This window comes from Aeribacillus sp. FSL K6-3256 (genome assembly GCF_037965805.1).
Classification (GTDB): Bacteria; Bacillota; Bacilli; order Bacillales; family Aeribacillaceae; genus Aeribacillus; species Aeribacillus composti.
Genome location: NZ_CP150188.1, coordinates 2,708,685 through 2,729,255 on the forward strand (window position 1 = coordinate 2,708,685; position 20,571 = coordinate 2,729,255).

At 39.4% G+C, this 20,571-nt stretch carries 16 protein-coding genes and 1 other annotated feature; of the genes, 2 read left to right on the forward strand and 14 right to left on the reverse strand.

Annotated elements, in window-relative coordinates; all coding sequences use genetic code 11:
* Positions 1–29: 29 nt before the first annotated feature.
* On the reverse strand, positions 30–2,672 hold the full coding sequence (locus NSQ84_RS13080; RefSeq protein WP_066249741.1) for a valine--tRNA ligase: 2,643 nt from the start codon (positions 2,670–2,672) through the stop codon (positions 30–32).
* 53 nt (positions 2,673–2,725) lie between these two features.
* Positions 2,726–2,948 (reverse strand) — a binding site (T-box leader).
* A gap of 146 nt (positions 2,949–3,094) precedes the next feature.
* Between NSQ84_RS13080 and NSQ84_RS13085 the strand changes: the two genes are divergently transcribed.
* A complete protein-coding gene (locus NSQ84_RS13085; RefSeq protein WP_063387843.1) occupies positions 3,095–3,286 on the forward strand; it encodes a hypothetical protein in 192 nt (63 codons plus the stop codon).
* A gap of 18 nt (positions 3,287–3,304) precedes the next feature.
* Here the strand turns inward: NSQ84_RS13085 and ysxE are convergent, their stop codons facing one another.
* The 8 genes from ysxE to hemA all read right to left on the reverse strand — a co-directional run bounded on the left by ysxE (position 3,305) and on the right by hemA (position 11,893).
* On the reverse strand, positions 3,305–4,318 hold the full coding sequence (gene ysxE / locus NSQ84_RS13090; protein WP_066249750.1) for a spore coat protein YsxE: 1,014 nt from the start codon (positions 4,316–4,318) through the stop codon (positions 3,305–3,307).
* 73 nt (positions 4,319–4,391) lie between these two features.
* The gene (spoVID, locus tag NSQ84_RS13095) at positions 4,392–5,534 is read right to left on the reverse strand and encodes a stage VI sporulation protein D (protein WP_327862657.1); all 1,143 of its coding nucleotides are present in this window, start codon (positions 5,532–5,534) and stop codon (positions 4,392–4,394) included.
* A 133-nt stretch (positions 5,535–5,667) separates the two neighbouring features.
* The gene (gene hemL, locus NSQ84_RS13100; protein ID WP_144597683.1) at positions 5,668–6,951 is read right to left on the reverse strand and encodes a glutamate-1-semialdehyde 2,1-aminomutase; all 1,284 of its coding nucleotides are present in this window, start codon (positions 6,949–6,951) and stop codon (positions 5,668–5,670) included.
* Between the two features lie 16 nt (positions 6,952–6,967).
* Entirely contained in the window at positions 6,968–7,951 is a 984-nt protein-coding gene (gene hemB / locus NSQ84_RS13105) for a porphobilinogen synthase (protein WP_130156106.1), read from the reverse strand.
* A gap of 3 nt (positions 7,952–7,954) precedes the next feature.
* The gene (locus NSQ84_RS13110) at positions 7,955–8,752 is read right to left on the reverse strand and encodes a uroporphyrinogen-III synthase (RefSeq protein WP_130156108.1); all 798 of its coding nucleotides are present in this window, start codon (positions 8,750–8,752) and stop codon (positions 7,955–7,957) included.
* A complete protein-coding gene (gene hemC, locus NSQ84_RS13115) occupies positions 8,749–9,690 on the reverse strand; it encodes a hydroxymethylbilane synthase (protein ID WP_063387469.1) in 942 nt (313 codons plus the stop codon). Before hemC ends, NSQ84_RS13110 begins: the two co-directional genes overlap by 4 nt.
* A gap of 23 nt (positions 9,691–9,713) precedes the next feature.
* Entirely contained in the window at positions 9,714–10,535 is an 822-nt protein-coding gene (locus tag NSQ84_RS13120) for a cytochrome c biogenesis protein (RefSeq protein WP_063387468.1), read from the reverse strand.
* Positions 10,536–10,555: 20 nt separating this feature from the next.
* Positions 10,556–11,893 (reverse strand): glutamyl-tRNA reductase, encoded by a 1,338-nt coding sequence (gene hemA / locus NSQ84_RS13125; RefSeq protein ID WP_066249765.1) that lies wholly within the window; start codon positions 11,891–11,893, stop codon positions 10,556–10,558.
* Between the two features lie 195 nt (positions 11,894–12,088).
* Here hemA and NSQ84_RS13130 point away from each other — a divergent pair, with 195 nt between their 5' ends.
* Positions 12,089–12,562 carry a hypothetical protein gene (locus NSQ84_RS13130; RefSeq protein ID WP_063387466.1) on the forward strand — a complete coding sequence of 158 codons (474 nt, stop codon included), beginning with the start codon at positions 12,089–12,091 and terminating at the stop codon, positions 12,560–12,562.
* 70 nt (positions 12,563–12,632) lie between these two features.
* On the opposite strand, the gene yihA is transcribed toward NSQ84_RS13130, so the two are convergent.
* From yihA to tig, 5 genes are all read right to left on the reverse strand, one after another.
* Positions 12,633–13,217, reverse strand: coding sequence for a ribosome biogenesis GTP-binding protein YihA/YsxC (gene yihA, locus NSQ84_RS13135; RefSeq protein ID WP_063387465.1), 585 nt, complete (start codon positions 13,215–13,217; stop codon positions 12,633–12,635).
* Positions 13,214–15,538, reverse strand: a complete 2,325-nt coding sequence (lon, locus tag NSQ84_RS13140) for an endopeptidase La (protein ID WP_066249767.1) — start codon at positions 15,536–15,538, stop codon at positions 13,214–13,216. Before lon ends, yihA begins: the two co-directional genes overlap by 4 nt.
* Positions 15,539–15,725: 187 nt before the next feature.
* Entirely contained in the window at positions 15,726–17,384 is a 1,659-nt protein-coding gene (lonB, locus tag NSQ84_RS13145; RefSeq protein ID WP_063387463.1) for an ATP-dependent protease LonB, read from the reverse strand.
* Between the two features lie 201 nt (positions 17,385–17,585).
* A complete protein-coding gene (gene clpX / locus NSQ84_RS13150; protein WP_066249773.1) occupies positions 17,586–18,851 on the reverse strand; it encodes an ATP-dependent protease ATP-binding subunit ClpX in 1,266 nt (421 codons plus the stop codon).
* 274 nt (positions 18,852–19,125) lie between these two features.
* Entirely contained in the window at positions 19,126–20,412 is a 1,287-nt protein-coding gene (gene tig, locus NSQ84_RS13155) for a trigger factor (RefSeq protein ID WP_063387461.1), read from the reverse strand.
* Positions 20,413–20,571: the final 159 nt, after the last annotated feature.

The following is a 20,571-nucleotide window of genomic DNA, read 5'->3' on the forward strand; positions in this document are numbered from 1 at the left end:
AGAAAATCCGGGGCATACCCGGATTTGTTTTAGCCTTTCAGCTCCTGAAGTCGTTTTAACACCGCCTGCTGTTTTTCTAAATAGTCCTTTTCTTTTGCCCGCTCTTCTTCTACGACTTCTTTCGGTGCTTTTTTAATAAATCCTTCATTGGCAAGCTTTTTCTGAACGCGCTCGACTTCTTTATTCCATTTCTCTAATTCTTTTTCAAGCCGTTTGATTTCTTCTTCCACATTAATGAGTCCTTCAAGAGGAAGAAATACTTCTGCCCCGCTCACAACAGCTGTCATAGCCTTGTCAGGAGCTTCAATGTTTGTATCAATTGTTAATGAGCTAGGATTGCAAAATCTCTCTAAATAGCTGCGGTTTTTCTCCAACTGGTTTTTAACTTCTTCACTATGAGCATGAATGATCATATCCACCTGCTTCTTCATCGGCGTGTTCACTTCAGCGCGAATATTACGGACTGAGCGAATCACATCAACTAGAAGCTTCATTTCGTTTGCAGCTTTTTCATCAGAAAGCTCCTGACGTACAACCGGCCATGAAGCAATTGTAATCGATTCTCCCTGATGAGGAAGGTGCTGCCAAATTTCTTCTGTTATAAACGGCATAAAAGGATGAAGGAGTCGCAATGTTTGATCTAACACATATGCCAAAATGGAACGAGTTGTCTTTTTCGCTTCCTCATCATTTCCGTACAGCGGAATTTTTGCCATTTCAATATACCAGTCGCAAAAATCATCCCAAATAAAATTGTACAGCACCCGACCGGCTTCGCCAAATTCATATTTTTCCGCAAGTCTTGTGACAAGCTCAATCGTTTCATTTAACCGTGTGAGAATCCATTTATCTACCACTGATTTTTTTCCGTTTAAATCAATTTCTTCATATGTTAAACCGTTCAAATTCATCAGTACAAAGCGGGAGGCGTTCCATATTTTATTGGCAAAATTCCACACGGCTTCTACTTTTTCAAAGCTGAATCTTAAATCCTGTCCTGGGCTTGAGCCGGTAGCTAAAAAGTAGCGCAAAGAGTCCGCACCGTATTTGTCAATAACATCCATCGGATCGACGCCATTGCCTAATGATTTGCTCATTTTTCTTCCTTCTGAATCGCGCACAAGTCCATGAATCAAAACATCTTTAAACGGTCTTTTCCCAGTAAACTCCAATCCTTGGAAAATCATCCGCGAAACCCAAAAGAAAATAATGTCATACCCGGTAACAAGGACATCTGTCGGATAATAGCGTTTATAATCTTTTGCCTCTTTATCAGGCCAGCCCATTGTTGAAAACGGCCATAAAGCAGAGCTGAACCATGTATCTAACACATCTGGATCCTGCTCCCAATTTTCAATATCTTTAGGCGGCTCATGATCAACATAAACTTCGCCTGTTTCCTTATGATACCAAGCTGGAATGCGATGTCCCCACCATAACTGACGGGAAATACACCAGTCGCGAATGTTTTCCAGCCAATGCAAATACGTTTTTTCAAATCGTTCAGGAATAAAATGAACTTTCCCTTCTGTTTTCTGAAGGTTCAAAGCAGCTTCGGCCAAAGGCTTCATTTTCACAAACCATTGAGTTGATAAATACGGCTCGATAACTGCTCCGCTTCGTTCACTATGGCCTACGGAATGGATATGCTCTTCAATTTTAAATAAAATTCCTTCCTCCTGCAGGTCTTTCACCAACTGCTTCCGGCATTCAAAGCGATCCATTCCTTCATATTTTCCAGCTTTTTCATTCATTGTCCCGTCTTCATTCATGACTAATATTCTTTCTAAATTGTGGCGGTTTCCGATTTCAAAGTCGTTCGGATCGTGTGCAGGAGTTATTTTTACTGCTCCTGAACCGAATTCCATATCGACATATTCATCTGCGACGATCGGAATTTCCCGTCCTGTTATTGGCAGCTTCACTGTTTTTCCGATTAAATGCTTATACCTATCATCATCAGGATGAACAGCCACTGCTGTATCCCCAAGCATCGTTTCCGGGCGAGTGGTCGCGACTTCAATATATCCGGATCCATCAGCCAGCGGATATTTTAAATGATAAAGAGCCCCTTTCACTTCTTTATAAATGACTTCGATATCGGAAAGGGCTGTTTTTGTCACCGGATCCCAGTTAATAATGTACTCTCCTCGATAAATAAGACCTTTTTTATAAAGCGATACAAAAACCTCTCTTACAGCTTTTGAAAGACCTTCATCAAGGGTGAACCTCTCTCTTGTGTAGTCAAGACCTAGGCCTAATTTTGCCCATTGTTTGCGAATATGGTCTGCATATTCTTCCTTCCATTTCCATGTTTCTTCTACAAATTTTTCCCGCCCGAGATCATACCGACTTTTCCCTTCTTCGCGCAGCTTTGCTTCCACCTTGGCTTGTGTGGCGATTCCCGCATGATCCATCCCTGGCAGCCACAAAACATCGTACCCTTGCATTCGCTTCATTCGGGTAATAATATCTTGAAGAGTTGTATCCCATGCATGTCCAAGGTGAAGCTTACCGGTGACGTTTGGCGGAGGAATAACGATCGTGAAAGGAGTTTTCCCCTCATCATCTTTTGCTTCAAAAAATTTTCCCTCGAGCCAAAATGCATACCGATCCTCTTCAACCGTTTTCGGATCGTATTTTGGGGAAAGAGTGATTTCTGAATTCGACATATTTATGAAAACCTCCTTATTTTCATTCTAAAATATAAAAACTCCTTCCATCCTAAAAGGACGAAAGGAGATGTTTTCGCGGTACCACCTTTTTTCACAGATACATCTGTGCACTTCTTTCAGGTAACGGCTAATGCCGGCTCCCTTTACTAAAAGCTTTCAAGGAAGCTGCTCCAGGGCGACTTTCCAACGGGATCTCCTAGGAAATCTTCCAGCCTGCGATTTCCCTCTCTGGAAGGAGTCGTTCGTTGTACTACTCCCCTTCAACACATTTTCACAAACTATATAAATTTCTATATTTAATAGTACTAAAAAATTGTTTTTTTCGTCAATATTTTCCCCATCTTCCTTAACCTTTAAACAAAAATCACAAAATGTTCTTTATTTCATAATATAAATTAACAAAGTTGAAGGTGATCAACATGAGAAAAAAAATAAAACCATACTATATTCAATCGTTTATTAAACAATTCCGATCTACTCTTGAACAGTTCATCGTTCCTTTAACGATTTTTCAGGGAATTCGAACAATCCTTTTACCAACTATGTTTGATATTATTTTATTAGCCATTTTACTATTTCTAGCAGCCGCGTTGTATATGGAACGGGGTTAAAGCTGACAGATCCCCCATTCATTCTGATGCCAATGAATCGTTTTCTAGTTTTTCATTCCATTTTAAAGCAATGTACCCGGTATTTTTCATTTGCCAGTATGCTCTTAACAGCTGTTTGCAATATTCTAATTCTCCCTTTTCGCTTTTCTTTTTTTGATATTGCCGGACAAGCTTTAATAATTTGGCTGGATAAGATAAATAGCTTACCAACAGCAATCTCTCAGTTTTTGTTAAAGGAAGCACTTTTTCGTAATCTGATATATATTGCACATTTTCATCACTAACGGTTGGTTCCGCTTCGGAGAGGTTCATAAACATTAAGAAAAGGTCATAAATTGGAGTAGCAAATGCTGCATCTTCCATATTAATAAAATAAATTTTCCCTTTTGGATCTAACAGAAAATGAGATAAGGAGACATTTACTTTGTTCAGTGCAATTCGCATGTGAGGGGATTGCTTTATTTCGTTATACCACTCATCAAGCTTTGCTTCAGCAAATAAGATGGCTTGCCTCGTTTCAAAATAATAGCTGAAGACCGCCAATTCAAAAGGCGACATATACCATTTTTTTTCGATTTGTTCCATAAATGCTTCCAGCAGGTTGAAATTTCTCTTCCACTTGTTCTGAATCTGTTGATACACATTTTCGAGCTGAACTAGAGGTATGTTGATTTCCTGTTTTGTTTTTTTATGGAGTTTCGCTAAGTGGTAAAAAAGGATTGAGGCATTTTTTTCATCAACGATTGAACCTTCCATCCAAGGCATTAAATAAAACGATTGCGTTGAGTCATTAACAAACACATTTCCGTTCGTTGTCCTATAAATCGGCACGATTCCTAAAGATGGAAAGTCGTGAAAAATTGAATATAATTTTAGAATGTTTCTTTGCTTTTTAATCGTTGTTCGTTTTAAAGCATATGTTCTTTTTTCACAATGAATTTTCAAGACATTTTTTGTTTTTTTCTCTAAATAAATCGGTTTGATTGGATAATGCTGCAAAATCCTCATGGCCGTTTTCAGATCATCGCTCATCTTCCCACACGCCTTTAAAGAAAATAAAGAAAAGCTTGAGGTGGTTGGATCCCTCTCAAGCCGCTTGCAAAAATTACGTTTGTTGTGTTTCAAGAACCGGGATATATAAAATGTCTCCTTCACTAATCTCTTTATCATGGTGAAATTGATTTACTCGATTGAGCTGCTGGAGCGTAATGTTGTAGCGTTCGCAAATATTTTCGAGCGAGTCTCCCTGCTGGACAATGTACATTCTTAATTTAGAAAATTCTTCTTCCTCATTTTTCGTAAACAATTTCGTTAAATATAAGGTGTTATCATTTTTCCTTACAGATTCTTTTTCTTCATCGTCTTTTTCGACATAATTGGAAATTTTATTGATCACTGGCTTTTCTTCTTCTATGCGGCCTTTCTCTTCCAAACTGACTTGATTTTTCTTCGCTTCAACAGTGAATGTATCGTAATCCGTTTCCGTTTCTTCTTCTCTCTTTAATGGCATCATAAAAACAATGTCTGCCGTCTCTTCATTGTCATCCTTTTGAACAGCATCACGATCATGTTCGATTTGCTCATTTTGATCGCGTTCGGCTGTATCGAATTCGAAATATTCATTAAGACTTTTCTGTTCATTGTCTTTTTCAATATTTTCCGCTTTGTTGATTGGTTCATCGTTGAAACGATTTTCTTTGATCGTTGATTCGGTTTCATCTTCTTCCCTTTCATCAGACTGTCGAACGGATGAGATTTCCGCTTCAGCATCTATGATCTCGTCCACTTCATTTGCAGCAGTTTCTTCCGCCTTCTCTTCTCGAATTCCGTAAATGGATAGATCAGCTATAAGCTTTAAACCATTTGCTTCCGGAAAATCATAATCAAATGATTCAATCGCCACAAACACCTCTTCTAAATTGGCAATTCTTTTTTTCGGTATTGTAATATCGACCGGAAGCTCGTGTCTAAATTCCATTACACCGTCATTTCTCGCTTCTACATTTTGTATATAACGGGCGATGGAGGAGGTTTGAAGAAGTTTATCATTCTGTTGCTCCTCTCCATCGAATTTGTATTCTCCGGAAAGCTCTAGAGCACCTTTTATCGTTACATATCCATCATGTTCTTCAATTGAGATGTCAGGTTCCAGTGAAATGGACAATAGTTCAGAAGGTTGAAAATGATGGCGAAACAAGACCGATTCCTCTACCGAAAATCGTAAAACGGACGTTTCTTCAATGGACATGCGGACTTCCTCCTTTCTCCAATCAATCTAATTTATCGTGCCATTAAAGATGTATGAAGGAGGATGGCAAAATATGCACGGGAAACAAAAATAAAAGGACCAGCTTCAATCAGAAGCTAGTCCTTTTAGCTCGTTATCTCAAAACCGAAAAAGCTTTTTCACATGCTTCTATTGTTTTTTCAATATCTTCATCCGAATGCTCTGTTGACAGAAACATTCCTTCAAATTGGGAAGGAGGCAAGTAAATGCCTTCATCCGCCATAACACGATAATACTTTGCAAAAAAATCAAGGTTTGATGTTTTTGCTTTTTCGTAATTGACAACATCTTCATTTGTAAAGAAAAATCCGATCATTGATCCCGCTCTATTAATTGTATGAGGGATTTCATATTTTTGAGCAGCTTTGCGCAATCCTTCCTCTAATTTATCCGCTTTTCTTTTAAATTCTTTATATGTGTCTGGTGTAAGCTGAATGAGTGTTTCATATCCGGCTGTCATCGCAAGCGGATTTCCTGAAAGTGTCCCCGCTTGATAAATAGGACCGACAGGAGCGATTTTTTCCATGATGTCCGCCCGTCCGCCATAGGCTCCGACTGGAAGTCCTCCTCCAATGACTTTTCCTAAACATGTCAAATCCGGAGTCACTCCAAAGTATCCTTGGGCGCAATGATAGTCAACGCGAAAACCGGTCATCACTTCGTCAAAAATCAGAAGCGATTCGTATTGTTTGGTGATCTCGCGCAAGCCTTCTAAAAAGCCTTCTTTAGGCGGTACAACACCCATATTTCCGGCTACTGGCTCGACGATCACGGCAGCTATGTCTTCGCCAAATTTTTCAAAAGCAAAGCGGACGCTCTCTAAATCATTATATGGAACAGTAATCGTATGCTGGGCAATTCCTTCCGGCACCCCTGGACTATCCGGAAGCCCTAATGTGGCAACTCCTGATCCAGCCTTAATGAGCAGCGAATCTCCATGGCCATGATAACATCCTTCAAATTTTAAAATTTTATTTCTTCCCGTATATCCGCGGGCAAGGCGCAATGCGCTCATTGTCGCTTCCGTACCAGAGTTCACCATCCGCACAATTTCAACGGAAGGAACCCTCTCCACAACAAGCTCCGCCAGCTTATTTTCAATCAAGGTCGGTGCCCCAAAGCTCGTTCCTTGCTCCGCTATTTTCTTTAATGCTTCAACAACTCTGTCATTGGCATGTCCTAAAATTAACGGTCCCCATGAAAGAACATAATCAATATATTCGTTGCCATCAATGTCATACACTTTAGAACCTTTTCCGCGCTCAATAAAGATCGGATTCATTTGAACGGATTTAAACGCGCGCACAGGGCTGTTGACCCCGCCGGGCATCAATGTCTTCGCTTTTTCAAATGCTTTTATCGAACGTTCATATTTCATGAAATGAGCCCCCTTTTCAATAATCAGACTGTTCATCTAACCAACGGGCAACATCTTTTGCATGGTACGTAATAATTAAATCCGCGCCGGCTCTTTTCATGCTTGTAAGCATTTCAAGGACAGTGCCTTTTTCATCAATCCATCCATTTTCAGCTGCCGCTTTAATCATTGAGTACTCGCCGCTTACATTATAAGCAACGACAGGAAGGTTAAAATGATTTTTAACATCACGGACAATGTCTAAATAAGAAAGCGCCGGTTTCACAATTAAAAAATCGCATCCTTGTTCAACATCTGCTTCTGCTTCCCTTAATGCCTCCAGCCTGTTAGCCGGATCCATCTGGTACGTCTTCCGATCACCGAATTTCGGCGTGCTTTCAGCTGCTTCCCGGAACGGTCCGTAAAAAGCACTGGCATATTTGACCGCATATGACATAATTGGAATATGAACAAATCCTTCTTCATCAAGCGCTTCCCGAATGGCTGCGACAAATCCGTCCATCATATTGGATGGAGCAATTATATCCGCCCCGGCTTTTGCCTGACTGACAGCTGTTTTGGCTAATAATTTTAACGAAGCATCATTTACAATTTGTCCGTTTTCCACAACTCCGCAATGACCGTGATCAGTATATTCGCATAGACAAGTATCTGCGATAACGACAAGATCAGAATGCTGCTGTTTAATTTGAGCGATAGCCCGCTGCACGATGCCATGATCATGGTATGCTCCTGAACCGACTTCATCCTTTTCATGAGGAATGCCGAATAAAATAACTGATTTAATTCCCAGCTTGACAACTTCTTCAATTTCTTCATTTAACAGGTCCAATGAAACTTGAAAAACTCCCGGCATCGATTGCACTGGATTTTTTTGATTTTCTCCTTCGACAACAAAAATCGGATATATTAAATCTTCTTTATGAAGGCGGGTTTCCCTGACCATAGCCCGCAGATTAGCTGTATGCCGCAATCGTCTGTGCCGTGCAAAACTCAGCATGATCTATTCCTCCCTTTTTTCTGCGTATGTACACATTTTTTCCAGCATTCCATCAATTGTATATTTTTCCGGCATAATGCAAGTACACTTTATTTTATAAGACAGCAATTTATCTCTTGTTATCGGTCCGATGCAAACAAACACAATATCCCGAACCCTGTTTTCCAACCCGTTTCTTTTGACAATTTGCATAAATGCAGAAGCTGTGGAAGAACTCGTCAGCGTAATAAAATCAATCGTTTTATTTTCAAGCAAATGCAACACTTCTTTTTCATTTTCCAACAATTGTATTGTTTCATAAACAACAAAATCAAAGAAAAAAATCTTTTTTTCTGTTAATACTTCACGTAAATAAGTGCGTGCCAAATTCCCGCGGGCAATTACTATTTTGCTGTCTTGCCGAACATGATCGATTAATTCTTCGGCTAAGCTTTCGGCACGAAACTCTTCAGGACATAAAGAAACCTTCCATCCTATTTTCTCCGCAGCTGTTTTTGTCTTTATACCGACACAAGCAACGTTGACGTTTTTCAGATCTTCTAATTCCAATGACAAGTCTTTTACATGTTCGGAAAAATATTGAACGCCGTTTGCACTAGTAAAAACAATCCAGTCTTTAGATGTTAACTGTTTTAAAACGGGGAGGGCATTGAAATCCGTTTCTGTTTTCCTCGTTGCAATTAACGGAACTTCTATAGGACAGCCTCCCGCCGCTTGAATTTTCTTTGAGAATTCGGCAGCCTGGCTGTTCGCTCTCGTCACTAACACATTAAAACCATTCAATGGTTTTTCAGCACTCATTCATGGTTTAGCTCCTTTCTCACTTGTTCGACCAGCTCTTTGGCGCCTTGAGACGATAGAAGTGCTGCCATATCCTTTCCAAGTAAATTCGGATCTTTTCCAGTTTTCGTCTCTTTATATACCGTTTTTCCATTCGGAGATGCAACAAGTGCTGTTAACACAATTTCTTCATTTTCATCAACTTGAGCTAAACCGGCAATAGGCACTTGACAGCTTCCTTCCATATCATGCAAAAAAGCCCGCTCTGTTAAAACGGCTTTCTCCGTCCGTTCGTCATTTAGTTTTCTTAAAGCTGCAAGCAGTTCATGATCATCTTCTCGGCATTCTATCGCCAAAGCTCCCTGACCGACTGCCGGAACGCACATATCAGGCGGTAAAAAGTACGCTTTTTCCAATTCGTCTTTCCAGCCCATTCGTTTAAGACCTGCTGCTGCTAAAATGATTGCATCATAATCGTTGCCTTCCCGCAGCTTCTTTAGACGCGTATCAATATTTCCGCGAATCCAACGGACGGTTACATCGGGGCGGACGGCTAAAATTTGGGCGCTCCTTCTTAAGCTGCTCGTTCCAACAACAGCGCCAGCTTTCAAATCTCTTAAAGTTTGGCAATCCTTCGAAATCAAAACATCGCGGTAATCTTCTCGTTTAGGAATGCAGCCGATCGTCAAGCCATTCGGCAAGACAGACGGCACATCCTTCATGCTGTGCACGGCCATATCAATATCACCGTTTAGCATAGCCTGCTCAATTTCTTTTACAAAAAGGCCTTTCCCGCCTACTTTTGAAAGAGTGACATCAACTATTTTATCACCTTTTGTGACAATTTCTTTTATTTCGAATTCAAATGGGGCTCCAAGCTCTTTTAATCTCTCGATCACCCAATTTGTTTGGGCGATTGCTAACCGACTTCGCCTTGACCCGACAATAATTTTTCGCATAAACATCCTCCTGAGCACATGCATTAATGGAAATTCGATAAGCTTCCAAATAAAAAGAAATTAACTAACAGCACTAAAAATGAGGCAACGTTTAAAAAGGCAATTCTTTTCCATTGCCACTCTTTTACTACTCTGGCATACAAATAAAAACTGTATATGCCTAAAACAGAAAATGAGCCGATCACTTTTGCATCATACCAGTTCAAATTTGGCACTTTTAAATAAGCCCATATCATTCCTAAAATGAGAGCTAATAGCAATATAGGTACACCGATCATATTTAAAACATATGTCATATAATCCAGTTTTGCCAAATCTTGAATGCGATGAAGCCTTTTCCCCCATTTTTTCTTTTTTAATAAGTTGTGCTGTATCAAATAAAGAATGGAAAAAACAAATGAAAGCGAAAACGCTCCGTATGATAGTATCGCCATCGTGATATGGATCAATAACAGTTCTGAAATTAACCTGCTGGATACTTCAGTCGATACTGCCTCTGAAGGAGCAAACGTCCGGATGGCCATAATGATAAAACCAATGACATTCGTAAAGAAGACAATAAAATCGACTCGAAGCAGCCGGTTGATCACAAGGGAAAGAGTGACCAATACCCATGCATAAAAATAAAGACCTTCCGCTATGTTTAAAACCGGAAATCTGCCCGTTTGCGCCATTTGCGAAAATAAAAAAAAGGATTGTAAAACCCAGACAATAGAAAGTAACCAGAAGGCTATTTTGTTTGCCTTCCGGTTATGATGCAAAAAATCTATAAAATATAAGAAAACGCTCAATGCATATAAAACAATCATCAATTCGTTTAATCTAATGATATTCCAATCAAACATATATTAGTTTTTCCTTTCACTTACATTTCAAGTGAAACATTTTTTGAATGCGTTTTTAATTGAACGGAAGGAGTTTGTTCTATTAATTCTTCATCTAAATCTAAATTAAAAATCTCTTTAAATAATTCCAAAGATTGTTCGCCATTTGGAAGAGCAGCCAGCTCTTTCACTTTTAAAATCGGATCTCTCAACATTTGATTGACAATGCTTTTCGTATGTTTATTTAATATTTTTCTTTCGCGTTCTGTCAAATTCGGCAGCTTCCGTTCAATACTTTTCATTGTTTCCGATTGGATAAGAAGAGCTTTTTCCCTCAATGCAGCAATAACCGGAACAACCCCTAATGTATTCAGCCATTTCGAAAACTCCAAGACCTCTCGCTCGATCATGATTTCAATTTGTTCAGCCGCTTCTTTTCTTTCCTGCAAATTCGCTTCGACAATTCCTTCCAAATCATCAATATCATATAAAAAAATGCTGTCTATTTCACTCAATGCAGGATCTAAATCGCGTGGAACCGCAATATCCACCATCAGAAACGGGCGGCCTTTTCTTAACTTTTCAACATCTAACATCATGTCTTTCGAAATCACAAAACTCTTTGCACCTGTTGAACTAATTAAAATATCTGCCTCAATAAGCGCACACTGAAGCTCAGACATCATTTTTGCTTGTCCGGAAAAACGCTTCGCCAATTCACTCGCCTTTTCAAATGTACGGTTCATAACCGTAATTTGTTTGACTCCGCTGCCATGTAAATTTTGTACGGCAAGCTCTCCCATTTTTCCTGCGCCTAAAATAAGCACATGCTTGCTGGATAGGTCGCCGAAAATTTTTTTTGCCAATTCTACGGCAGCATAGCTGACGGAAACAGCATTTGAACCGATTTCCGTTTCCGAATGGGCTTCTTTAGCCAATGTTACTGCCTGTTTAAACAGTTGATTAAAAATCGTTCCGATCGTGTTATGTTCTTGAGCTAATAAAAAGCTTGAACGGACTTGTCCTAAAATTTGCGTTTCGCCTAAAATCATAGAATCCAGGCCGCATGCCACCCGAAACAAGTGCTGAACAGCCTGTTCATTTTCAAAGTATTTTAGATACGAATCGAACTCCTCAATGTCCATATTGAACCATTCAGCTAAAAATGCTTTTATATAATAACGCCCTGTATGAAGCTGATCAACAACTGCATAGATTTCTGTCCGGTTGCAGGTGGAAACGATCACGTTTTCCAAAATGCTTTTTTCATTCTTCAACCGTTTCATTGCAGAAGCTAAATCATTGCTGCTAAAACTCAACCTTTCGCGAATTTCAACAGGGGCTGTTTTATAATTTAACCCAACAGCTAAAATATGCATCTCCGACCCCCCAAAAGCAAATACATACTGACTTTATTATAACAAAATATCGACAAAAAAATGTGAACAGTATATGAAACTGTATGATATGATGATAAAGTAAGAAACAGATATAAATTATATTAATTATTATATTAAAAATATTATCAAAAAAGAGAGCCGGAATCAAGTCATCAAAACAGAGGTGATCGTTAAGTGCGTTGGACGTTTGTTGCTATGATTATGCTGGAGATCGGGCTTTATTTCTTGTTGAAAAATTTCGATCTCTTTTTCAATATGAACATGAACACTTTGCCTTTCTTTTTTATCATGTTTGGCATCGCCTTTATGGTTCAGGCAAAAGCGGAAAAGGATGACCAAGCAATCGTTCCTGCCGTTCTGCTGCTTGGCCTTGGCATCCATTTTTTATGGGGAAAATCATTCCCGTTCTGGCCTGATGATTTAACCGCAATGATCTGGATCATTGCCCTTGCTTTCATTATTCGGTCTGCTCAAGCAAAAAGCGGATTTGCACAAGGATTTATCCTTCTTTTGATCGGAAGTTTCCTTTACTATTTTCCTTCCGCTTTGACATCTTTTATTCAAAAGAGCGTTTCCAATTGGCAAGCCTTTTGGCCGATTCTTTTTGTTATTGCAGGTTTGTATTTATTGTTTTTCAGAAAAAAATAAAAGGAAACAGCTCGAAGCGGTTAAGCTTCTCGAGCTTTTCCTTCTGTATCCAGCCTAAAGCAATTTCATTTTATGATAGGAATGGATAAATGGCTGACCATGCATCCTCTTTTCCGTAACCAGTTTCTGCTGAAAAAAGAATAAGCGGATCATTTTTTTCCATTTTTAGCGTTTCTTTCACTACTTTTAAGTGTTTTTGCCATTTTCCTTTAGGAATTTTATCCGCCTTTGTGGCGACAATTACAGCAGGAATTCCATGATATTTTAAAAATTCGTACATCATGACATCATCAGATGTAGGTGCATGGCGGATGTCTATGATAAGAATACATGCTTTAAGCTGTTCTCTTTTGAGCAAATACGCTTCGATCATTTTCCCCCATTTTTCCCGCTCCCTTTTCGACACTTTGGCAAATCCATATCCGGGAACATCAACGAAATAAAATTGATCGTTAATTAAATAAAAGTTTAACGTTTGCGTTTTCCCAGGCTTTGAAGAGGTTCTCGCCAAATTTTTTCTATTGATCATTTTATTAATAAACGAAGATTTCCCGACGTTAGACCTTCCTGCCAGAGCGATTTCTGGAAAATCGGTTGATGGATATTGATCAGATTTAACCGCACTTATGACAATTTCTGCTTTTGTTACCTTCATTCTTTTTCTCCTGCCAATGCATGTTTTAATACTTCATCCATATGTGAGACAAGAACAAAAGTCAATTCTTTTCTCACGCTTTCCGGTATATCATCTAAATCCTTTTCATTTTCCTTCGGCAAAATAATTTTCTTTAAACCGGCACGATGGGCGCTTAATGTTTTTTCTTTTAAACCGCCTATCGGCAGAACGCGGCCTCTTAAAGTAATTTCACCTGTCATTCCGACTTCTTTTCGAACCGGTCTTCCAGTTAATGCTGAAATAAGCGCCGTTGCCATCGTAATGCCTGCAGACGGTCCATCTTTTGGAACAGCTCCTTCAGGCACATGAATATGGATATCATATTGTTCGTGGAAATCTGGATCTATCTTTAGTTCTTTTGTTCTAGATCGAATATAGCTGAAAGCGGCTTGAGCCGATTCCTTCATGACATCTCCGAGCTTTCCGGTTAAAATCAACTTGCCTTTACCCGGAGAGATGGACACTTCAATGGACAGCGTATCGCCGCCGACCGTCGTATATGCGAGACCGGTCGCCACACCGATTTGATCCTGCAATTCTGCCTGACCGTATCGAAACAATTTTTTGCCCAAAAAGTCTTCAAGAGTTTTAGCGGTTACAACAATTCTTTTTCTTTCACCTGTTACAATCGTTTTCGCTGCTTTTCGACATATTGCTGCGATTTGGCGTTCTAACCCTCTTACCCCTGCTTCGCGCGTATAATAACGAATTATATTTAAAATTGCTTCTTCTCTTATTTGCAAGTGACCTTTTTTCAGTCCATGCTCTTTTAATTGTTTTGGAAGAAGATGATCTTTGGCGATATGAACTTTTTCTAATTCGGTATAACCGGCAATTGTGATAATTTCCATTCTGTCGCGCAGCGGACCTGGAATAGTTGCTAAATTATTAGCTGTCGCAATAAACATGACTTTTGATAAATCATACGGCTCTTCAATATAATGATCGCTGAAATTATGGTTTTGCTCCGGATCCAGCACTTCAAGGAGAGCAGCTGAAGGATCACCACGAAAATCGCTGGACATTTTATCAATTTCATCCAGCAAAAATACCGGATTAATCGTTCCCGCTTTTTTCATCCCTTGAATGATCCGACCCGGCATCGCACCGACATATGTTCTTCTATGGCCTCTTATTTCCGATTCATCCCGAACGCCGCCAAGAGAAATTCGAACGAACTTTCTATTTAATGATTTTGCAACAGAACGGGCAAGAGATGTTTTCCCAACGCCAGGCGGTCCCACTAAACATAAAATAGGGCCTTTAAGCGAATTTGTTAATTTTTGCACTGCTAAATATTCAAGCACCCGTTCCTTTACTTTATCTAGTCCGTAATGCTCTTCATTTAAGATCACTTCCGCCAGCTTTATATCCAGTCTGTCCTCTGTTGCCTTGTTCCACGGCAAGGAAATGAGCCAGTCTAAATAATTGCGGATCACCGCACTTTCAGCGGATGTTGAAGGGATTTTTTCATATCGGCTGAGCTCTTTCATAGCCGTTTTATAAACATGTTCCGGCATTCCCGATTTTTCGATTTTTTCAGTCAAATCTTCTATTTCGCCCGTTTTCCCTTCCTTTTCTCCGAGCTCTTTTTGAATGGCCTTCATTTGTTCGCGCAAATAATATTCTTTTTGCGTCCGTTCCATTGATTGACGGACCCGCTGGCCTATTTTCTTTTCAAGCTGCAGAACTTCCTTCTCATTATGGAGCATTTGAATAATTTTATTTAATCTTTCTTTCACATCAAATGTTTCTAATATTTCTTGCTTATCTTTCAGCTTGATCGGCAAGTGGGAAGCAATAATATCGGCCAATCTTCCTGGTTCATCTATATCCAAAACGGTTGCAAACGTCTCACTTGAAATTTTTTTAGACATTTTTATGTATTGCTCAAAATATTCAAGCGCAGTTCGCATCAAAGCTTCTTCTTCAACATCTTTTTGAAGCGGTTCTTCATAAGTATCAACTTGTACAGAAATATATGGTTCCTTGCTTTCAAAACTTTTGATTTCGCCTCTTTTTTGTCCCTCGACAAGCACGCGAATGGTGCCGTTCGGCAGTTTGAGCATTTGCTTAATTTTCGTCAGCGTTCCAATATGGTATAAATCATCCTCTTTTGGATCATCTATTGAAACTTCCTTTTGTGTTGTTAAAAATATCATATGATCATCCATCATCGCCTTCTCAAGCGCCTGTACAGATTTATCGCGTCCTACATCTAAATGTAGCACCATCGATGGATAAACTAACAAACCTCGAAGCGGTAGGAGGGGGACGATTCTATTCTCTTTTTTCGCCATATTTTTACACCTCCATCATGTGAAAAATAGATTATACAGCGTCCTTGTTCAATTCTATCCTATTCTTTCTGCACTGTCTATTTTCAAACTTATCTTTATTGAAAGGAATAAATAACTGCCTCAACAAAAATAAAGGTTCAGTGCCACGGCCTGAACCCTGTTAGGCATTTGGAATGAAGACGCTGCTTTAAACCGATTTTTTCTCTATGATTGTCTCTGGATAAATTTGCTCCGTTGGAGGATTGATGAGCGCACAATCTAACACTTCCTGAAAGCTTCGAACAGGAATAATTTCAATGTCTTCAATCGTTTTTAAAATTGACTGCATATTCTCCTCTGGTATGATCACTTTTTTGGCACCTGCCATCTTGGCAGCTTTTATTTTTGGAATAATTCCGCCAATCGGTTTTACATTCCCATGAATGCTGATCTCTCCAGTCATCGCAACGGTATTATCAACAGGAATTTTGTGGATAGCAGAAAAAATGCCGGTTGCCATCGCTATTCCTGCACTCGGTCCATCAACAGGTACCCCGCCGGGAAAGTTTACATGAATATCATAATCATGGGCATTAACTCCCATTGATCGTAACACTGTTATGACATTTTCAACGGAGCCTTTGGCCATGCTTTTTCTTTTGATGGATTTTCCGCGGTCGCCAATGTTTTCTTCTTCTACAATACCTGTAATGTTGATCGTTCCTTTTTCTTTTGCCGGAATAACCGTCACTTCCACCTCTAATAAAGAGCCGCTGTTTGGTCCGTAAACAGCAAGACCGTTCACCAGTCCAACTTTAGGTTCATTTCCAATTTTCTTTTCATATTTTGGTGTAAGCTGGCTGGAATGGACAATCCATTCAATATCTTCGACTTTCACTTCATTTCGGTCCTCGGTGATAGCAATTCCAGCAGCAATTTGCATCATATTGGCAATTTCTCTTCCATTGCGGGCATAAGAAGTTAAAATGGATATTCCTTTTTCTGAAATTTTTACATTTACTTTTTCAGCCGCTTTCCGAGCAACGACCGCGAGTTCATCGGCCGTTAAATCTCTAAAAAATACTTCAAGGCAGCGCGAGCGAATGGCGGGCGGTATTTCAGATGGTGTTCTTGTAGTTGCCCCGATCAAGCGAAAATCAGCCGGGAGACCGTTTTGGAAAATATCATGAATATGACTTGGAATTTGAGAATTTTCTTCACTATAATAGGCGCTTTCTAAAAAAACTTTTCGGTCTTCAAGTACTTTTAACAGTTTATTCATTTGAATGGGATGGAGTTCGCCAATTTCATCAATAAACAACACGCCGCCGTGTGCATGAGTCACTGCTCCTTGTTTCGGCTGTGGAATTCCGGCTTGTCCCATCGCCCCAGCACCTTGATAAATGGGATCATGAACAGAACCTATTAAAGGATCAGCTATTCCCCGTTCATCAAATCTCGCTGTTGTTGCATCCAATTCAACAAAAACAGCATTATGTTGAAAAGGAGACTTTTTATTTCTTTTCGCTTCTTCAAGAACGAGCCTTGCAGCAGCCGTTTTTCCTACACCAGGAGGTCCGTAAATAATAACATGCTGGGGATTCGGCCCGCATAAAGCCGCTTTTAATGCTTTGATGCCATCCTCCTGTCCGACGATGTCAGAAAAGCTTTTTGGACGAATTCGTTCTGAAAGCGGCTTTGATAATTGGATAGCTCTCATTTTTCTCAATTGTTCCATTTCTTTTTTCGACTCGCGGTCAATGGAAATTTTTTGCGTCCGCTGATTCCGCAATAAATTCCAAAAATAAAGACCGACAATGACTCCGAAAATTAATTGTATGAAAAGGGCAATCCCTGTCCAGTTCATCCTGAGTTTCCTCCTCAACAAATGTTTATCCCCTATTATCTCCTTTGCATATACGGATTAAACATATGTTGAGGACGGATTTTAATGAAAAGAAGGATCGAGTTGTATGAACTCGATCCTTCTTATTTTTATGAGAACAACTATCCTTTTACAAAACCAAACTGCTGCAAATTCAGACTAAAAAGCCCGTCAAAACGTGTCTTATGCGGAAGTTTTCGTATCTTCATTTATAATGGTTCCATCATTTGCAATCAGCTTCGGAGGAATTTTTTCTCTTACAGTGTTTGCCGTGATGACACATTTTGTAATATCATCACGAGACGGCAATTCAAACATCACATCAAGCATAATGCCTTCAATGATAGAACGAAGGCCGCGCGCACCTGTTTTTCGTTCAATTGCTTTTTTCGCAATTTCTGATAATGCTTCTTCTTCAAATTCCAGCTCAACGCCATCTAGCTCGAGCATTTTTTGATATTGTTTAACAAGCGCGTTTTTCGGTTTTGTTAATATTTCGACAAGTGCTGCTTCATCAAGCGGTTCAAGGCTGGCAATGACAGGCAAACGCCCGATAAATTCCGGAATTAACCCGAATTTTAATAAATCCTCAGGTAGCACCTTTGAAAGCAGCTGCTTTTGATCAAGCTCTTTGTTTCGGCTATCTGCTCCAAATCCAATGACCTTTTGCCCTAATCTGCGCTTGATGATTTGCTCTATGCCGTCAAATGCTCCGCCGCAAATAAATAATATATTAGTCGTATCGATTTGGATAAATTCTTGATGCGGATGTTTTCTTCCGCCTTGTGGAGGAACACTTGCTACAGTTCCTTCCAAAATTTTCAGAAGTGCTTGTTGGACGCCTTCACCAGACACATCTCTTGTAATGGATGGATTTTCTGATTTTCTAGCAATTTTGTCAATCTCATCGATGTAAATAATTCCTTTTTCCGCTTTTTCCACATCGTAATCAGCAGCTTGGATTAGCTTCAGCAAAATATTTTCAACATCTTCCCCAACGTATCCAGCTTCCGTTAACGACGTTGCGTCAGCAATTGCAAATGGAACATTCAAAATGCGTGCAAGCGTTTGTGCAAGCAGCGTTTTTCCGCTTCCTGTCGGCCCGATTAACACAATATTACTTTTGGACAGCTCAACATCATCAATTTTATTGTTTGAATTAATCCGCTTATAATGGTTGTAAACTGCAACCGCCAAAGATTTTTTTGCCTGCTCCTGCCCGATTACATATTCATCTAAGATGCTGAGAATTTCTTTCGGTTTCGGAACATCCTTAAATTCAGCCTCTTCTTCCGTGCCAAGCTCCTCTTCTACAATTTCTGTGCAAAGTTCAATACATTCATCGCATATATAGACGCCAGGACCAGCAACCAGCTTTCTCACTTGATCTTGAGTTTTTCCGCAAAACGAACATTTTAACTGTCCCTTTTCATCGTTAAACTTAAACATGATATCACCCCTTAATTTCCTTCATTGCCTCCCCACCCATATATAAACCGCACGCATGAATCGGGGAACAATGCTTTTCAAACAAAAGAAAAGTATGTATCGCATTTTATCATAAAACAAAAGAAAAGCGGTAATGAAAAGTATGTATAGTTATGTGACAATTATTATGTACAGTTTCGAACGATTTAACGCTTTTCATTTTATAAAACAAGGCACGATCAAATCGCGCCTTGTTATCAACTTTATCAAAGATCATGATGTTCCTGTAACTATATTATGCAACATCTTTTCTATTTTCTACAAGAAAATCGACCGCTTTTTTAATTTTTAAATCTTCTTTTATTCCTTCTGTTGAACCGAGTGCTCTCTTAACGCTTTCAACTGGCATATTGTACATGTCAGCCATTTTTTGCAGCTCTTCATTTACTTCTTCTTCTGTCACATCAATGTTTTCAGCTTTCGCAATTGCTTCTAATGTTAAGTTATATTTCACGCGCTTTTCAGCGTCTTTTCTCATTTGTTCACGCAATTCTTCTTCGCTTTGGCCAGAGAATTGGTAATACAGTTCTAAGTTCAAGCCTTGCAATTGCAAGCGTTGTTGAAATTCATTCATCATTCTTTCAAGTTCATTGTCAATCATCACTTGCGGAATGTCCACTTCAACATTTTCTGCAGCTTTTTCAACAAGTTCATCACGAAGTTTATTTTCAGCTTGTGTGTTCTTTTGCTCTTCTAAACGCTCTCTAATTTTCGCCTTTAATTCTTCAAGTGTTTCAACCTCATCGTTTACATCTTTTGCAAATTCATCATCCAATGCAGGGAGTTCTTTCGTTTTGATTTCATGAATTTTCACTTTAAAGACAGCCGGTTTTCCAGCAAGCTTTTCCTCATGATATTCTTCAGGGAACGTTACTTCAACATCCTTTTCTTCGCCTGCTTCAAGCCCGATCAACTGATCTTCAAAACCAGGGATAAATGTGCCGGAGCCGACTTCCAAAGAATAATTCTCAGCTTTTCCGCCTTCAAACGCTTCGCCGTCAACAAAACCTTCGAAGTCGAGGACGACTGTATCTCCCTCTTCCACTTTTCCTTCTTCTTTCACAACCAATTCAGCATGCCGTTCTTGAAGCTGTTTTAATTCGTTTTCCACATCTTCATCCGTAACGGTTGTATCTTCTTTTTGGACATCCAAACCTTTATATTCGCCAAGTTTCACTTCTGGTTTGACCGTTACTTTAGCCGTAAAAATAAGCGGTTTATCTTTTTCAATTTGTTCAATATCAATTTCAGGACGGTCTACCGGTTCAATTCCAGCTTCTTCAACCGCTTTTGGATAAACTTCTGGAAGCAAAATATCAAGCGCATCTTGATATAGCGCCTCAACACCGAATCTCTTTTCAAAAATAGGGCGCGGCACTCTTCCTTTGCGGAATCCTGGAACGGCTACATTTTTTACAACTTTTTTAAATGCTCGATCCAGCGCTTCTTTAAATGTTTGTGCATCTACTTCAACGGTTAAGACTCCTTCGTTTTTCTCTAATTTTTCCCATTTAACTGACATTTGTTTCCCTCCAACAATCTATAAATATTATTCGTGAGTACACGATAAAAATTTTTTATATGCCTTGTCCGTAAAGAAACAAGCCATAAAATAAATATGTCAAAAAAGGATAACCGGCACCAATAGCAAGAAAGGTGCATACAAAAAATATACATTTTA

Excerpts from the sequence above, each read along its gene's own strand:
- hemB (WP_130156106.1), bottom strand. The coding sequence starts at position 7,951 with ATGCTGAGTTTTGCACGGCACAGACGATTGCGGCATACAGCTAATCTG.
- hemL (WP_144597683.1), bottom strand. The coding sequence starts at position 6,951 with ATGAAATATGAACGTTCGATAAAAGCATTTGAAAAAGCGAAGACATTG.
- clpX (WP_066249773.1), bottom strand. The coding sequence starts at position 18,851 with ATGTTTAAGTTTAACGATGAAAAGGGACAGTTAAAATGTTCGTTTTGC.
- tig (WP_063387461.1), bottom strand. The coding sequence starts at position 20,412 with ATGTCAGTTAAATGGGAAAAATTAGAGAAAAACGAAGGAGTCTTAACC.
- yihA (WP_063387465.1), bottom strand. The coding sequence starts at position 13,217 with ATGAAGGTAACAAAAGCAGAAATTGTCATAAGTGCGGTTAAATCTGAT.
- lon (WP_066249767.1), bottom strand. The coding sequence starts at position 15,538 with ATGGCGAAAAAAGAGAATAGAATCGTCCCCCTCCTACCGCTTCGAGGT.
- spoVID (WP_327862657.1), bottom strand. The coding sequence starts at position 5,534 with ATGTCCATTGAAGAAACGTCCGTTTTACGATTTTCGGTAGAGGAATCG.
- hemA (WP_066249765.1), bottom strand. The coding sequence starts at position 11,893 with ATGCATATTTTAGCTGTTGGGTTAAATTATAAAACAGCCCCTGTTGAA.
- NSQ84_RS13085 (WP_063387843.1), top strand. The coding sequence starts at position 3,095 with ATGAGAAAAAAAATAAAACCATACTATATTCAATCGTTTATTAAACAA.
- lonB (WP_063387463.1), bottom strand. The coding sequence starts at position 17,384 with ATGAACTGGACAGGGATTGCCCTTTTCATACAATTAATTTTCGGAGTC.
- NSQ84_RS13110 (WP_130156108.1), bottom strand. The coding sequence starts at position 8,752 with ATGAGTGCTGAAAAACCATTGAATGGTTTTAATGTGTTAGTGACGAGA.
- NSQ84_RS13120 (WP_063387468.1), bottom strand. The coding sequence starts at position 10,535 with ATGTTTGATTGGAATATCATTAGATTAAACGAATTGATGATTGTTTTA.
- hemC (WP_063387469.1), bottom strand. The coding sequence starts at position 9,690 with ATGCGAAAAATTATTGTCGGGTCAAGGCGAAGTCGGTTAGCAATCGCC.
- NSQ84_RS13080 (WP_066249741.1), bottom strand. The coding sequence starts at position 2,672 with ATGTCGAATTCAGAAATCACTCTTTCCCCAAAATACGATCCGAAAACG.
- ysxE (WP_066249750.1), bottom strand. The coding sequence starts at position 4,318 with ATGAGCGATGATCTGAAAACGGCCATGAGGATTTTGCAGCATTATCCA.